16 protein-coding genes are annotated in these 15254 nt (G+C 68.5%); 6 read left to right on the top strand and 10 right to left on the bottom strand.

Annotated features, from left to right (window positions below):
* Positions 1 to 7 precede the first annotated feature (7 nt).
* The 3 genes from QNA08_RS08940 to QNA08_RS08930 all read left to right on the top strand — a co-directional run bounded on the left by QNA08_RS08940 (position 8) and on the right by QNA08_RS08930 (position 2546).
* A complete protein-coding gene (locus QNA08_RS08940) occupies positions 8 to 1438 on the top strand; it encodes a homospermidine synthase (protein WP_283740344.1) in 1431 nt (476 codons plus the stop codon).
* A gap of 350 nt (positions 1439 to 1788) precedes the next feature.
* Positions 1789 to 2199, top strand: a complete 411-nt coding sequence (locus tag QNA08_RS08935) for a GNAT family N-acetyltransferase (protein WP_283740343.1) — start codon at positions 1789 to 1791, stop codon at positions 2197 to 2199.
* Entirely contained in the window at positions 2199 to 2546 is a 348-nt protein-coding gene (locus QNA08_RS08930) for a hypothetical protein (protein ID WP_283740342.1), read from the top strand. The genes QNA08_RS08935 and QNA08_RS08930 overlap by 1 nt, the downstream gene beginning before the upstream one ends.
* Positions 2547 to 2585: 39 nt before the next feature.
* Here the strand turns inward: QNA08_RS08930 and QNA08_RS08925 are convergent, their stop codons facing one another.
* The 9 genes from QNA08_RS08925 to QNA08_RS08885 all read right to left on the bottom strand — a co-directional run bounded on the left by QNA08_RS08925 (position 2586) and on the right by QNA08_RS08885 (position 10996).
* On the bottom strand, positions 2586 to 2864 hold the full coding sequence (locus QNA08_RS08925; protein ID WP_283740341.1) for a hypothetical protein: 279 nt from the start codon (positions 2862 to 2864) through the stop codon (positions 2586 to 2588).
* Positions 2865 to 3002: 138 nt separating this feature from the next.
* Complete coding sequence (locus QNA08_RS08920; protein WP_283740340.1) at positions 3003 to 4025, bottom strand: c-type cytochrome; 1023 nt, start codon at positions 4023 to 4025, stop codon at positions 3003 to 3005.
* Positions 4026 to 4138: 113 nt separating this feature from the next.
* Complete coding sequence (locus QNA08_RS08915; RefSeq protein ID WP_283740339.1) at positions 4139 to 5149, bottom strand: WD40 repeat domain-containing protein; 1011 nt, start codon at positions 5147 to 5149, stop codon at positions 4139 to 4141.
* Positions 5150 to 5270: 121 nt separating this feature from the next.
* The gene (locus QNA08_RS08910; protein ID WP_283740338.1) at positions 5271 to 6299 is read right to left on the bottom strand and encodes a CobW family GTP-binding protein; all 1029 of its coding nucleotides are present in this window, start codon (positions 6297 to 6299) and stop codon (positions 5271 to 5273) included.
* A gap of 142 nt (positions 6300 to 6441) precedes the next feature.
* Positions 6442 to 7386, bottom strand: coding sequence for a metal ABC transporter substrate-binding protein (locus QNA08_RS08905; protein ID WP_283740337.1), 945 nt, complete (start codon positions 7384 to 7386; stop codon positions 6442 to 6444).
* Between the two features lie 124 nt (positions 7387 to 7510).
* A complete protein-coding gene (locus QNA08_RS08900; protein ID WP_283740336.1) occupies positions 7511 to 8380 on the bottom strand; it encodes a metal ABC transporter permease in 870 nt (289 codons plus the stop codon).
* A 30-nt stretch (positions 8381 to 8410) separates the two neighbouring features.
* A complete protein-coding gene (gene aztA, locus QNA08_RS08895) occupies positions 8411 to 9178 on the bottom strand; it encodes a zinc ABC transporter ATP-binding protein AztA (RefSeq protein WP_283740335.1) in 768 nt (255 codons plus the stop codon).
* Positions 9179 to 9180: 2 nt separating this feature from the next.
* Positions 9181 to 9321 carry a hypothetical protein gene (locus QNA08_RS08890; protein WP_283740334.1) on the bottom strand — a complete coding sequence of 47 codons (141 nt, stop codon included), beginning with the start codon at positions 9319 to 9321 and terminating at the stop codon, positions 9181 to 9183.
* Positions 9322 to 9406: 85 nt separating this feature from the next.
* Positions 9407 to 10996 carry an OpgD/OpgG family glucan biosynthesis protein gene (locus QNA08_RS08885; RefSeq protein WP_283740333.1) on the bottom strand — a complete coding sequence of 530 codons (1590 nt, stop codon included), beginning with the start codon at positions 10994 to 10996 and terminating at the stop codon, positions 9407 to 9409.
* A gap of 183 nt (positions 10997 to 11179) precedes the next feature.
* On the opposite strand from QNA08_RS08885, the gene QNA08_RS08880 reads away from it, so the two are divergent.
* From QNA08_RS08880 to QNA08_RS08870, 3 genes are all read left to right on the top strand, one after another.
* On the top strand, positions 11180 to 12145 hold the full coding sequence (locus QNA08_RS08880) for a TAXI family TRAP transporter solute-binding subunit (RefSeq protein WP_283740332.1): 966 nt from the start codon (positions 11180 to 11182) through the stop codon (positions 12143 to 12145).
* 171 nt (positions 12146 to 12316) lie between these two features.
* Positions 12317 to 14617, top strand: a complete 2301-nt coding sequence (locus tag QNA08_RS08875) for a TRAP transporter permease (protein ID WP_283740331.1) — start codon at positions 12317 to 12319, stop codon at positions 14615 to 14617.
* Positions 14614 to 15000 (top strand): DUF1850 domain-containing protein, encoded by a 387-nt coding sequence (locus QNA08_RS08870; RefSeq protein WP_283740330.1) that lies wholly within the window; start codon positions 14614 to 14616, stop codon positions 14998 to 15000. The genes QNA08_RS08875 and QNA08_RS08870 overlap by 4 nt, the downstream gene beginning before the upstream one ends.
* Here QNA08_RS08870 and QNA08_RS08865 read toward each other — a convergent pair.
* A complete protein-coding gene (locus QNA08_RS08865) occupies positions 14984 to 15232 on the bottom strand; it encodes a hypothetical protein (RefSeq protein ID WP_283740329.1) in 249 nt (82 codons plus the stop codon). The two genes, QNA08_RS08870 and QNA08_RS08865, sit on opposite strands and share 17 nt — an antisense overlap.
* Positions 15233 to 15254 lie beyond the last annotated feature (22 nt).

Below are 15254 nucleotides of genomic sequence, written 5' to 3'. Positions count from 1 at the left end.
CTGAAGAATGACCAACTGGCCCGTCCACGCCCGTTTCGACGGCCCGATCGTGATGATCGGCTTCGGCTCGATCGGGAAGGGCACGCTGCCGCTCATCGAGCGGCACATCGCGCACGACAAGGCGAAGTTCGTGGTGATCGATCCCGAGGACAAGGATCGCCACCTTCTCGACGAGCGCGGCATCCGCTTCATCAAGACAGCGATCATGCGCGAGAACTTCGACGAGGTCCTGAAGCCGCTGCTCACCGTGGGGCCCGGGCCGGGTCTGATCGTCAACCTCTCGGTCGAGGTGTCATCGGTCGCCATCATGCGGCTCGCCAAGGAACTCGGCGCCCTCTACATCGACACGGTGGCCGAGCCTTGGGCAGGCTTCTACACCGATAGCCGCCTAACGGCCTCGCAACGCTCCAACTACGCCCTGCGTGAGCAGGTGCTTGATCTGCGCCGCGCCTCCCCCGGCGGGCCGACTGCAGTGAGCTGTTGCGGCGCCAACCCCGGCATGGTGTCCTGGTTCGTCAAGCAGGCGCTGATGAACCTCGCCGCCGATCTCGGCCATCAGGCGGGCGAGCCGCAGAGCCGCGACGACTGGGCGCGGCTCGCCATGCGTCTCGGCGTCAAGGGCATCCATATCGCCGAGCGCGACACGCAGCGCGCCAGGACGCCCAAGCCGCGCGGCACCTTCGTCAACACCTGGTCGGTCGACGGCTTCATTTCGGAGGGGCTGCAGCCGGCGGAGCTCGGCTGGGGCACGCACGAGCGCACGCTGCCGCCAGAAGGGCGTACGCACGACTTCGGCTGCGGGGCCGGCATCTATCTGATGCGGCCGGGCGCGGGCACGCGCGTTCGTTCCTGGACGCCGACGGCGACCGCCCAGCACGGCTGGCTCATCACCCACAACGAATCGATCTCGATCGCCGACTACCTGACGTTGCGCGACGGCGGGAAGGTCATCTACCGGCCGACCTGCCACTACGCCTACCATCCCTGCGACGACGCCGTGCTGTCCCTGCACGAGATGGCCGGCGGTCAGTGGAAGATCCAGGACGAGTGGCACATCCTGGATGAGAACGAGATCGTCGATGGCATCGATGAGCTCGGCGTGCTGCTCTACGGCCACAAGCGCAATGCCTATTGGTTCGGTTCGCAGCTCTCCATCGAGGAGACGCGCCGCATCGCGCCCTATCAGAACGCCACCGGCCTGCAGGTGTCGTCGGCTGTTCTCGCCGGCACGATCTGGATGCTCGAGAACCCGAACCGCGGCATCGTCGAGGCCGACGAGCTCGATTACAAGCGCTGCCTGCAGATTCAGCTGCCGTATCTCGGACCGGTGGTCGGTGCCTATACCGATTGGACGCCCCTCGTCGATCGCGGCACCCTCTTCCCGGAGGACGTCGATCACGACGATCCTTGGCAGTTCAGGAACGTCATCGTGCGCTGACGTCGGCTGACGAAGCGCCCGCCGGCTGAGGGGTGCCGGCAGGCGAAGGGCGATGCGCCGAGGCTGGTTGCTCGGCGCGTGGCGGCCCGAAAGCCGTCCAGCGCCCTGCGCTACGGCTCGTGTGCCGCACTCGCTGCGTCGCCCCCTCGGGTGGACAAATCGGGGGCGTGTCCGCCTTTTGTTGCGGGCAAGCCCCCTCCACCCGCGAAGGGGTGCGGGGTATCATGGTAAACATGGCCCCACCCGATGAACCGATTCCCCTCGCGCTGCCCCCATCGCCCCCGGGGGCGGAGGCACCCTTTGTGGTGCGCACTGGGGACGGCGCCGACGATGCCGCCTGTGGGCGGATCATGGCGACCTCCGCGCTGGCGAGCTCCTATGCGCGGCGGTTGCCGCACGCCGCCCTGCTGCTTGCCGATGATTCGCCGCTCTGCCTCGCGGGGCGGTCGAGAATGGTCGGGGAGGTGGCGGGAAAGGTCGTCGGCTTCGCCGACTACCGGCCGTGGGATGGGCATATCAAGTATCTCTTCGTCCACCCGCGCGCGCAGGCGCGCGGGGTCGGCGCCGCACTGGTCGATGCGGTGCAGAATGCGGTCGGCGGTCGCGTCGGCGTGCATGTGCTGGCAGTCAACGACTCGGCGCTTTTGTGGTATCTGCGACGTAGCTTCCGCATCGTCGACGGATGGGAGGAACCCTTCGCCGACGTGCCGGCCGTCTGGATCCGGCTGGTGCGGGAGCGCCTGCCGGACGAACGACCCTGATGCCTTATTTCGACGATTACTATGCAGCGAAGCTGCGGGGCTCCCTCGGCCGGGCGGATGCGGAGGCGATCCTCGATCTGCGCGCCGTCTCGCGGGAAAAGGCGGAGGCTTCCATCGCCGACATGCTGCAGCGGAGCCGCTTCGCGGCGCGCAAGAGCGTCGCCGTGCTCATCGACCCGGCGACGCCGACGAGCGGAGAGACGCTGTTCCAGCCGGTCGGGCGCCTGCTTCTCGACGCCAAGAAGCGAGGCTGGATCGAGCGTCTGCACCCATTGCCGGCACGCGACGGCGCGGGCTTCTACGTCGTGCTTGCCGGCAAGCCGGCGCGGGACGAGGAAAAGGCGTAAGGGTGCCTACGCGGCTACGAGCGGACAGGCCTCGCCCGCTCATTCCACTCCGTCCGCCACAGCGACCTCGACGTCTTCGCGGGTCACGTCCTCGGCGCCCTTGGCGAACTTGATCGCGCGCGTCCTCTTGCCGGGTTCCATGACGAGGACGACCGTCTCGAGACCGGGGCAGGCGGGGTCGGCGCAGACGATCTCGTTCACTGCCAGCGCAACGTCCTCAGGCAGCGCCAGGGCGTCGCGCACCCAGATCTTCACGCGCCCGAGCGCCGCCGTGTCGCCCTTCGGCCGGCTGGCGCGGAAGAGGCCGAAACGTGCCATGCGCACCCCTCCTTGGCTTTGACGCCCGGGCCCCCGACGCCGGGCGGCGCGAATCGGCTCCAGACCCGTCCCTTCGCTACGCGAGTATCTTGGCAGGCATGGGCCCGCGGCCGGCAGCGTGGCGCCGCCGGCGCTGCCTCAGGGGGCCTTCGGTCCGGCCGCTGCGGCGTCAAGTTCCCGCAGCTTCCGGCGGATCGGCTCGAAGGGGCCATACTTGTGCTGCGCCGCGCCAAAACCGTCGATCCACGGCGGGAAGGGGGCGTCGACCGGCTTCTTGCGGCGGTCGGGAAAGTCCTTGTCGAGATCGGCCTTCTCCGGCCGCGGCTGGCTGTTGATGAAGGCGGCCACGTCGTAGGCGTTCTCGTCCGAGAGCGCAGCCGCGGCGTGGGTGGTGCCCACGGGCATGTTGTTCTTGATAAAGGCCGCGGCGGTCAGCAGGCGGTACATGCCTGCGCCTGTGTTGTAGCTGTCCGGCCCCCACAGCGGCGGGAACTGATAGCCTTTGGCGTCTCCCGCCCGGCCGTTGCGCAGCCCGAGGCCGTTCTCACCGTGACAGGCGGCGCAGGTCTCGGCGTAGACGGCCGCGCCGCGCGCCGGATCGGCCGCCCGGGCCGGTTCCGTGATGGCGAGGGTGCCGGCGCCGACGAGGCTCGCGCCCACGGGCACGCCGCTCGACAGCCACTTCATATAGGCGAGCATGGCCTTCATCTCGCGCGAGTCGTGCGGCAGCGGCCTACCGTTCATGGAGCGCATCATGCAGCCGTTGATGCGCTCCTCGAGGGTCGAGACCTCGTTCTCGCGGGCGCGGTATTGCGGGAAGGCACCCCACACCCCGACATAGGGCATGGCGTAGACCTGCGCGCCAGCCTGCAGGTGGCAGCTCTGGCACGTCAGATTATTGCCCGCATAGCGCATCTCGGTCTGCGCGACCTCCGGCCCGATGTGGGCGTAGGTCGCGGTCACGAGCTCGTAGCCGTATTTGATCGCCCTGCCTTCGGGCGTATCCGGCACCGTCGCGATATCTGGCGTCGCGACGGCACCGAGGTCGACCTTCGGCGGAACATGGCCTTGGTGCTTCGCGGCCGGCTCCCGCGCGGCGGCGAAGCCGGCAGCCGTTGCGGTTGCGACCAGAGCGAGGGCCGCGCGCCAGCCGAGTTTCATCGTTATCTCCATATGGTCTGGTGATCGAACAATCGCGCGGACGAGACTATGCGGGCGGGGCGTCTTCCTTGATCCGCGTCAAGGAAGGGGCCCGCGGCGGCGCGGGACTGTGCTCAGGGCAGCGTGAGGATGCCGGCGGCGCCGCCCTCGCTGCCGAAGGCGAGGCGCCGACCGGGCTTGTCCCAGGCGAGCGCGGTGATCGGGCGGCCCTTCTCGCCGCCCTCGATCGCCCGCCGCACCAGCAGTTCCGACGCATCGGTCAGGCGGATGAGGAGGATGCAGCCGTCCTCGTAGCCCGCAGCCAGCACGAGGGCGTTGGGATGGAAGGCGACGCGCGATACCTTGGCGTGGCGCACGCCGCATTCGCGCGGGGCGCGGCCCATCGGCCCCTCCTTGTCGAAGGGCCAGACGATGACGGCGTCCGCCCCCGACGTGGCCAGCCACACGCCGTCCGCCGACCAGGCGAAGGAGCGCGTCTTCGCCGGATAGCCGGACATGCGCATGTCCTTCTTGTCGGCAAGCCGCCAGCCATGCAGCGCGTTCTCCTGCATCGAGGTGACGACGAAGCTCCCGTCGGGCGACCAGGTGACGTCGAGATGCGAGCCCTTCCAGGCGAGATCCTCGGGCCTGGCGTCCGTGTTCGGGAACCAGAGGCTCACGCCGTTGTAGTGGGCGACGGCGAGACGATAGCCCTTGGGCGCGAAGGCGAGCCCCTGCGCCGTGCTCGGCGCCTCGTAGCCGCGCGTCCGGCCCTTCTCGTCCCGGGCGGTGACGCGCTTGCCCGTGCTCCAGGCAACGGCGCCCGTCTTTGTGGTCGTCAGGGCGTCGATCCAGCGGCCCTTCTCGTCGGCGAGCGTCTGTATGGTGCCGTCCGCCCGCGTCGCCACCACGCGCCCGTCGTCGCCGCCCGTGAGCAGGCGTTCGCCGCCGCTCGCCGCAACGAGCACGGCGCCGTCGGGGTGGGCCGCGACGCGGCTCTCCCCGCCGCCGTTTACGAGCAGGACGGCGCCGTCGCCGAGGGCAAAGGCCGCGGTGTCGCCGAGCCAGGCTGCGGCGGTGACATGCGCACCCGCCGCGAGGGGGGCGACGTGATCAGTGAGGGAGGTGAGCGTGGGAGCAGCCATCGGTCGGGGGTGAGCGGGCCGAAGAGGGAACGCGCCGGCATGAAGGCCGCCGCGACGGGGCGGGCGGGCTCCGTTTGCGGCTCCCGGACGGGAGGTCCGGGAGCACGCCATCATTATCATCCTATGCGGCGCAGGCCAGGAAGCCGTCGCGGATGGCAGTCTCGTCGAGGTTGCGGCCAATGAAGACGAGCTTCGACTGGCGGGGCTCGCCCGCCTTCCAGTCGCCCTGCAGGTCGCCGTCGAGGATCATGTGCACGCCCTGGAAGACGAAGCGTTTGGGCTCGTTCTTGAAGGCGAGGATCCCCTTGGAGCGCAGGATGTTCGGCCCCTCGCGCTGCACGAGGTCGTTGACCCATGGCAGGAACTTTTCGGGGTCGACGTCGCCGGCGATCGTGAGCGCCACCGACTGCATGTCCTCGTCGTGGTAGTGCTTCAGGCCGCCGTCGTGATGTGCATGGTTGCATCCCGGGCCACAGTCGTGGTCGTGGCCATGGTGGTGGTCGTCGTCCTCCAGGAAGGCGGGCTCGAGATCGAGAATGCGGTCGAGGTCGAAGGCGTTGCGCCCGAGCACCTCGTCGATGGCCACCGCCGCGCGCTCGGTCTTGTGAAGCCTGGCGTAGGGGTTGATGGCGCGAATGCGCCCCTCCACTTCGGTCAGCTCGTCGGCCGTGACGAGATCGGTCTTGTTGAGGACGATCACGTCGGCGAAGGCGATCTGGTTCTTCGCCTCCGGCGCATCCTTCAGCCGCTGCGTGAGCCACTTGGCATCGGCCACGGTGACGACGGCATCGAGCTTCGTCTTCTCCGAGACGTCCTGGTCGACGAAGAAGGTCTGGGCCACCGGTGCCGGATCGGCGAGGCCGGTGGTCTCGACAATAATGGCGTCGAACCGGCCCTTGCGCTTCATCAGGCCCTCGATGATGCGGATCAGGTCGCCGCGCACGGTGCAGCAGATGCAGCCGTTGTTCATCTCGAACACTTCCTCGTCCGCGCCCACGACGAGGTCATTGTCGATACCGATCTCGCCGAACTCGTTGACGATGACGGCGAACTTGCGGCCATGCGGCTCGGTGAGGATGCGGTTGAGCAGCGTGGTCTTGCCGGCGCCGAGATAGCCGGTGAGCACGGTGACGGGAATCTTGTCGGACATGCTGTCATCCACTGAAGGAACAAATCCCGGCGGCCGTGTCGGTTGCCGGGACGCTCGGATCGTCGGGCCGCGCCTCGCCGGGCCCGAGGGGGAAATCGCCCCGCGGAGACCTCTCCTCCGCCGGGTGCGATCGACCCGCCTCTCAGCTCGTCAGCGCCGCTGTCAGCGTCCTTATATTGTGTCGCATCATGTCGATGTAAGTCCCTGCCGGTCCCGCAGGCTCGGAGAGGGCGTCGGAATAGAGGCGCCCGCCCATCCTGGCACCCGTCTCCTTGGCGATGCGCTCGACGAGGCGGGGATCGCTGATGTTCTCGAGGAAGACGGCCTTGATCTTCTGCGCCTTGATCTGGCGGATGATCCTGCCGACGTCCTTGGCCGAGGCCTCGGCCTCGGTCGAGACGCCTTGCGGCGCGATGAACTGCACGCCGTAGGCGCGGGTGAAATAGCCGAAGGCGTCGTGCGCCGTGATGATCTTGCGCTGCGCCTCGGGAATGGCGGCGAGCGCCGCCCTCACCTCGGCGTCGAGGGCGTCGAGCCTGTCGAGATAGGCCTTGGCGTTGGCTTCGTAGACCTGCCGGCCGGCCGGGTCTGCCGCGGCGAGCCCGTCGCGGATCGCCGCCACATAAAGCTTGGCATTGGCGATGTCCTGCCAGGCGTGGGGATCGAAGCCGCCGTGGTCGTGATCATGGCTCTTGTCGTCGCCCTTCCCGTGATCGTGGACGTGCTCTTCCTCCGCCGCCTCGATGGGCTTCACGCTCTTCGCGGCGGCGACGACCATGGCCTTCGTCCCCGAGGCCTTCACCAGCCGGTCGATCCAGCCCTCGAACTTGAGCCCGTTGACGAAGACGACCTTGGCCGCGGCAAGCTTCTTCGCGTCCGTGGGGGAGGGGGAATAGACATGCGCGTCGCCGTTCGGGCCGACGAGGACGGCGAGGTCGATGCGCTCGCCGCCGACCTGTTTCACGAGGTCGCCGAGGATGGAGAAGGTGGCGACGACGGGCATGCGTTCCTGCTGCGCCAGTGCGGGCCCCGCCGCCAGTGCGGCGAGCGCGGCGATGGTGCCGATCATGGTACGACGCGAGAGCATGACGATCCTTTCCTGCAGCACGACCGCCCGAGGTCCCGGCGGCGGAGAATTGCTACGTTACAACATATCATTATGCGCGACGCATCGCGGCAAGATCATGACACCAGCGTGATCGGTCGCCGGGTCAGGCCTCCAGATGACGCACGGGAAGCAGGAGGCGCATCAGCCCGCCGACCGGGCCAAGCGCGAGCGACAACAGGTAGGCGCCGCCCGCCACGAGGATGACGGCCGGTCCGGCCGGCAGGCCGAAGTGGTAGGAGATGAGGAGGCCGACGGTGCCCGAGGCGATCCCGATGAGCGTCGCAACCAGCGTCAGGCGCGTGATGTCGGCCGTCCAGAAACGCGCGCTCGCGGCCGGCAGCATCATCATGCCGACGGCAAGCAGCGTGCCGAGGGCGTGGAAGCCGCCGACGAGGTTCAGCACGACGAGGGCGAGGAACAGGAGGTGCACCATCGCCCCCGCGCGGCTGACGGAGCGCAGGAAGCCCGGGTCGACGCATTCGAGCACCAGCGGCCGGTAGAGGAGGGCGAGTGTCATCAGGGTGATGGTGGCAACGCCGGCGAGCAGGAGCAGTGTTGCGTCGTCGAGCGCGAGGACCGTGCCGAAGAGGACGTGGAGCAGATCGACGTTGGAGCCCTTGAGCGACACGATGGTGACGCCGAGCGCGAGCGACACGAGATAGAAGGCCGCGAGCGAGGCATCCTCCCTGAGCTCGGTCGCCCGAGCGACGGCGCCGGCGAGCAGGGCCACCGCAAAGCCGGCGACAAGGCCGCCGAGCGTCATCGCCGGCAGCGACAGGCCGTAGAGCAGATAACCCACCGCAGCGCCCGGCAGGATGGCGTGAGCCATCGCGTCACCCGTCAGGCTCATGCGTCGCAGCATGAGGAAGACGCCGATGGGACCCGCCCCGAGCGCAAGCGCCGCGATGCCGACGAGGGCCCGGCGCATGAAGTCGAAATCGGCGAAGGGCGCAATCAGCACGTCGTAGAGCATGGAAGCATCCCCTTCCGCGGGGTTGGGGGACTACGCCGCCGCCTTCTCGCAGACCGCCGCGTGCGGGTCGAAGGCCTCGATCATGCGCCGGGCCTCGAGCAGGTTCTCCGGCGTCAGCACGCTCGCCGTCTCGCCCCAGGCGATGGGCTCCCGGGCGATGAGGAGCGTCTCGGGGAAGACGCGGCGCACGACCTCCATGTCGTGCAGCACGGCAACGACGGTGCGCTCCTCCGCATGCCAGCGCCGCACGAGGTCGAGAAGGTCGGCGGTCGTCCTGGCGTCGATGGCCGTGAAGGGTTCGTCGAGCAGGATGATCGCCGCGTCCTGCAGGAGGAGGCGCGCAAAGAGGGCACGCTGCATCTGCCCGCCGGAGAGCGTGCCGATCGCGCGGCGCTCGAACCCGGTGAGGCCGACGGCGGCGATCGCCTCTCCAATGGCCGCCTGCTGCTTGCGGCCGATCCCGCCGAAGAGGCCGGAGCGACCCCAGAGGCCCATGGCTACGAGGTCATAGACAGCGATCGGGAAGGCGCGATCGATGTCGGCGGCCTGCGGCAGATAGGCGATGCGCGGCTTCTCGCCCGTGCCGATGCGGATGCGTCCGTCGAGCGGGCTGAGCGCTCCGGCGATCGCCTTGAGCAGCGTCGACTTGCCCGCCCCGTTGGGACCGACGACCGCGGTGAGGCTACCGGCGGCGATCTCTCCGTCGAGATGGTGCACGGCCGGATGCCGGTCGTAGCCCAGCGTCAGGTCCTCGAAGCGGATGGCGCCGGAACGGCGCTTGGCGGCGAAGAGGCTCATGGTCACCGGATGACGAGGAGAACAGCCGCCCAGAGGACGGCGAGAAGGACGGTCGCCCCCGCGAGGCGCGTCCACGCGGAAAGGCGCAGCAGCGACAGGGTCGGCTGCGCCGCTTCGGCGTGATGGCGGTGCGGGTGGCTCATGTTGCGTTCTAATATAACATCACATCCCGCCGGCGCCAGCCCCTGCGGCGCGCGAGCGCGGCGCGCCGCAGGAGCGAAGAACGGCTCAGGCGCCGAAGGGGTGGTACTGATAGAGCCAGGTCTCGGTAAGCACCTGGTCGCCGGCCTTGAGGTAGAGCCGCATCTCCACCGGCTCGTTGCTGGTCACCGTGAGGTCGAACTGGGCTCGCCAATGCCCGGGCACGTCGTTCGGCACCGCTTCGGTGAAGACGTAGGAAAAACTGCCGCGCGAGGCCCACAGCACCGCCTCCGGCTTGACGCCGAAGGGCAGCTTCTCGAGCGGCCCGCCCTTGAACTCGACCATGAATTTGCGCACGCCCTTGGGACGCGGCTGTCCCGGCTGGCCGCCGTTGCCGAGGCGCGTCGCCATGCAGCGGCCGAGGGGCGTCGGGAAGGGCTCCTCGGCGAGCCAGTAGAGGCGATAGCTCAGGCGATGGGCGGAGCCCGCCTTGGCAGGCTCGGCCGGCACCCACATGGCGACGATGTTGTCATGGATCTCGTCGTCGGTCGGGATCTCGACGAGCTGGATCGCCCCCTTGCCCCACTTGCCCTGGGGCTCGACCCACAGGCTCGGGCGGCGTTCGTAGTAGACGCCGTCCATGTAGTGGTCGGGATTGCGGTCGCGCTGCAAGAGGCCGAAGCCCCGCGGATTCTCGTCGCCGAAGGCCGAGGCGATGGTGCGCGGGGGGTTGTTGAGCGGGCGCCAGATGCGCTCGCCCGCGCCCGTCCAGAGGGCGAGGCCATCGCTGTCGTGCACCTCCGGCCGCCAGTCGGCGGCGGTCTGCTTCACGGTCTCGGAGTACCAGAACATCGAGGTGAGCGGCGTAAGCCCGAGGCGCGCCACGTCCTTGCGGAGGAACAGCGCCTTCTCGATGTCCATGAGCACGCCCTCGCCCTGGCGCATGACGAAGCGATAGGCGCCCGCGAGGCTCGGCCCGTCGAGGAGGGCATAGACGGTCACCGCGTCGGCATTCGGCGCCGGCGTGTCGAAGTAGACGTGGGTGAAGGCGGGGAACTCCTCCGGCGCGCCGGCCACCGCCACGTCGACGGCGATGCCGCGGGCCGACAGGCCATACTGATAGAGTTGGCCGATGGCGCGGAAATAGGAGGCGCCGAGGAAGGCGACCCAGTCGTTCTTGCGCCAGTCGAGCTTCTGCTGGTCGCCGAGCCGGCTCTCCTGGAAGCGGAAGCCGGCGAAACCCGCGTTCCTCGGCAGGAGATGCGCCGGGCTGTCGGCCGGCATGTCGAAATAGTCGTCCTCGTAGACGATCTCGCGCGCCTTGCCCTCAGCGACGACGTGCATGCGCACCGGCGTCTGGAAGAAACGGCCGAGGTGAAAGAAGGTGACCGGGTAGGGACCAGGCCCGTCGGCGAAGAGGGCATATTCGGTCCTGAAGCGGATCTTCCCGTGCGCCTCGTAGTCGATGCGCTCCAGGATCTCCGCCGGCGGCCGCTTCGGCGCCACGTAGGGCTTGGCTGCGAGCTCCTTCGCGCGCGCCACCAGGGTGTCGAAGGAGAAGGCCTTGGCGTCGCCGAGCTTCAGTTTCTCGGCCGCGAGGGCAGCGGGAGAAAAGCCCAGGGCGGCGAGGGCGGCCGTGGCGGCCGCCGAAGTCAGCAAGGTGCGGCGGTCGATCATCGTGGGTGGTCGATCCCTTGGAAAGACGAAGCGGTGGACGTTAGCCGCGGTCCTTTCCCTGTCAATCGTGTCGCAACGATGGCCGTGGCGCACTTGAGCAATGGCGCCCGCCATGGATACTCGCTGCCGACGCGAGGCGGCGTGTCGTGCCGTCTTCTGCACGAACATCAAAGGGAGGATGATATGCAGCTTTCCCACCTGCGCCGGCTCGCCGGCCTCGTCACGCTCGCGGCATCCGTCGCGATAAGCCTGCCCGCCGCCGCGCAGGACTTCATCAACGTGCTGACCGGCGGGACCTCCGGTGTGTACTATCCGCTCGGCGTCGCCCTCTCGAAGATCTACACGGAAAAGATCCCGGGCAGCCGCCCGTCGGTGCAGGCGACGAAGGCTTCGGTCGAGAACCTCAATCTGCTCCAGCAGGGCAAGGGCGAGATCGCCTTCACGCTCGGCGACAGCCTCGCCTTCGCCTGGAGGGGCGACGAGGAAGCCGGCTTCAAGGCCAAGCTCAACAAGCTGCGCGGCGTCACCGCCATCTATCCCAACTACATCCAGGTCGTCGCCTCGAAGGATTCCGGCATCAAGACCCTCGCCGACCTGAAGGGCAAGCGCCTGTCGGTCGGCGCGCCGAAGTCCGGCACCGAACTCAACGCCCGCGCGATCCTCGCCGGGGCGGGGCTCTCCTACAAGGATCTCGCCAAGGTCGAATACCTGCCCTTCAGCGAGTCCGTCGAGCTGATGAAGAACCGGCAGCTCGATGCGACCCTGCAGTCGGCCGGTCTCGGCGTCGCCTCGATTCGCGACCTCGCCACCTCCGTCGACATCGTCGTCGTCGAGATCCCCGCCGCCGTCGTCGACAAGATCGGCGCGCCCTACATCAAGGGCGTCATCCCGGCCAACACCTACAGCGGGCAGGCCGCCGACGTGCAGACGGCGGCAGTCGTCAACTACCTCGTCACCCGTTCGGACCTGAAGGATGACCTCGCCTACCAGATGACGAAGTCGATCTTCGAGAATCTCGACGCGCTCACCGCGGCACATAGCGCCGCCAAGGCGATCACGCTCGACAAGGCGCTCGAAGGCATGCCGGTGCCGCTGCACCCGGGAGCCGAACGCTACTTCAAGGAAAGGGGCATCAGCCCCAAGAGCTGAACCCGGCCGCGGCGGGCGTCGGCGGAACGGTGGGGGAAGCGGGGCCCAGGGCCCAGCCTGGCGCTATCGCACGCCGTGAAGCGTGCGATAGCGGATTGGGCCACTTGCGTTGCCCAGCCTTCTCGTGAAAGACGCCTGCAACGACAACATTCTTCAGAGGGAGCGAATGCCATGACGCAGGCTGCGGGAACCGCCACGCCGGCCGGGGCGAAGGACGAGGCTCTTCTCCCGCCTGCCGCCAATCCCGAACACGGCCTGCCGGAGAGCTTCGGCGAGGGCTTTGCCGGCCGGCTTCTCTTCTGGATCGCGGTGGCCTTCTCCGTCTTCCAGGTTGTCACGGCCTTCGGCATTCCGCTCGATCGCGACTTCCTGCCCGGCGTCGACCTCATTCGCACGACCGGCGCGGCCTTCGGCCTCTGGGCGGGCAAGATCGCAGCCGATGCTGCGCGGGGCCGCAGCGTGCGCGAGGCGCTCTTGGCCTTCGTGCCGCTTCTGGTCAGCTATCTTATCCTGGCCCGCTTCGCCGGGGGCGTGCCGAGCCAGATCGTGCGGGCCGTCCATGTCGGGTTCCTGTGCCTCGTCTCCGGCGGCATGCTCGCCGTGCACCGCGGGCGCGGCTTCGGAAGGCTCTTCTCCTGGGGGATCGGAGCCGCGGGCTTCCTCATCGGACTCTATCACTGGGCGCTCTACTACGAACTCGTGAACCGGGCGGGCGAACTGACGCAAGCCGACTTCGTCGTCGGCATTCTCGCGATCGCCGTGCTGTTCGCGCTCATCTGGCGGGTGATGGGGCCGGCCCTGCCGATCGTCGCGGGCTGCTTTCTCGCCTACACCCTGCTCGGCAACTACCTGCCGGCGCCGCTCGACCACCGCGGCTATTCGCTGGAGCAGGTCATCGAGCACATGGCCTTCGGCACGGAGGGCATCTACGGTGTGCCGACGCTCGTTTCGGCCACCTACATCTATCTCTTCATTCTCTTCGGCTCCTTCATGGAGCAGGCGGGGGTCATCCGCTTCTTCAACGAATTGTCGATGGGCCTGTTCGGCGCCTCGCGCGGCGGGCCGGCCAAGGTCTGCGTTGCGTCGTCGGCCCTGATGGGCATGGTATCCGGTTCCGGCGTGGCGAATGTCGTCGCCTCGGGCCAGTTCACCATTCCCCTGATGAAGCGCTTCGGCTTCTCGCCGGCCTTCGCAGGCGGCGTCGAGGCGACGTCGTCCATGGGCGGGCAGATCATGCCGCCGGTGATGGGCGCGGTCGCCTTCATCATGGCCGAGACCATCGGCGTGCCCTATTCGGACATCGTCACGGCGGCGATCATCCCGGCGCTGCTCTACTTCGGCTCCTGCTACTGGGCGGTGCATCTGGAAGCCGGCAAGAAGGGGCTGCACGGCCTGCCGCGTGCGCAACTGCCGAACGTTGTGCGCGAACTGACAGACAACTGGTTCCTCGTCCTGCCGCTCGCTGCACTCGTCTATCTGCTCTTCGCCGGGTTCACACCGCTCTTTGCGGGGGCGGTCGGGCTCGCGCTCACCGTCGTGCTCATCCTCGGCACGGCAATCGCGCTGGGGCTCGCCATCCCGGTGCTGCGCGTCGTCTTCTGGGTCGCGCTCGCCCTGGTGTGCGCGGCATCCCTGTGGGCGACGGTCGCGCTGGTGACAGCCGTCGTCGCCGTGCTCGTCGGTGCGAGCCTGTTCACGGGGAAGGGCCGCGAGACGCTCGCAGGCTGCCTTGTCGCACTCGGCGACGGCGCGCGCCAGGCGCTGCCCGTGGGACTGGCCTGCGCTCTCGTCGGCATCGTGATCGGCACCATGACGCTGACGGGCATCGGCACCATCGTCGGCACCGCGCTCATCTCCATCGGCAAGGACAGCCTGTTCCTGGCCCTCGTCCTCACCATGGTGTTCAGCCTGATCCTCGGCATGGGCATTCCGACGATCCCCAACTACATCATCACCTCATCGCTGGCGGCGCCGATCCTGCTCAAGCTCGGCGTGCCCCTCATCGTCAGCCACATGTTCGTCTTCTACTTCGGCATCATGGCGGATCTGACGCCGCCCGTGGCGCTCGCCGCCTTCGCGGCCGCTCCGATGGCCAAGGTCTCCGGCTTCAGGATCGGCGTCCAGGCCGTGAAGATCGCCCTGCCGGGCTTCGTCGTGCCCTACATGGCCGTCTACGACCCGGCGCTGATGATACAGCCCGTGGCGGGGCTCGACGGCGCGGGCTATTGGGTCGCCGTCGCCTATGTGGCGTTGAAGGCGACGCTCTCGGTCGGCCTCTGGGGGGCGGGGGCGGTCGGCTACGTGCTGACGGCGATGCCCTGGTGGGAGCGACTGCTGGCGACGGCTGCCGCGCTCTTCCTCGTCGTCGCCCTTCCCGTCACGGACGAGATCGGTTTCGCGCTTGCCGCGCTCGCGATCGGCATCCACGTGTGGCGGACGCGGCGGCATCCGTCGCCGGTGGGGGCTGCGTGAGCCTCTGCCTCGTCGCCGGGGCGCTCGTCGTGCGCCTCGGCGTGGATGCCGCCACGCTCGCCTGGACGCATTCGGTCGAGAAGACCGCCTGGGAGGAGGATTGGGCGGCAACGGCGCAGGGCCTCGTCCTCCGCGAGGCGCGCGTGCGCGGATCCGGCGCCGGCATGGAACCGCCGCCTGATGCCCGGTTCACCGGTGGCGCGTGGCGCTGGACGCCGCATCTGCCCCCGCTCGGCGAGGTCATCCTGCGTCGCTCGGGCGCGACGGCGGACTGGCGGGTGTGCACGCGGTCCGGCTGCAGGGCGATGGACGAACTCCTGCCCGCGGATGCCGATCCGGTCGTGATGAAACCGTGCTGGCGGGGGCTCACACCCGCTCGTTGATCGGCTCGACCTGCAAGGCCTTGTGCACGAAGGACTTCATGAGCCACAGGCCGACGAGGCCGAAGGCCGCCATGAAGATGTACTCGACCGTCGTGCCGAGCTCGAACAGGCCGGCGAGCGCCCAGCCGGCGGCGAAGGCCACGCCGAACACTTCCGTGCCCACGAGGATCGTCACGCAGACGAGCGTGATGAAGTTGCGCAGGTTGAAGCGGGTGTGCGCGGTCTCGGCCAACGGATACTCCTTCCGGACAGGT

It is taken from the genome of Chelatococcus albus (assembly GCF_030067675.1).
GTDB lineage: Bacteria > Pseudomonadota > Alphaproteobacteria > Rhizobiales > Beijerinckiaceae > Chelatococcus_A > Chelatococcus_A albus.
Note: the sequence above shows the minus strand (reverse complement) of the source record. Positions and strands in the feature narration are given on the sequence as shown.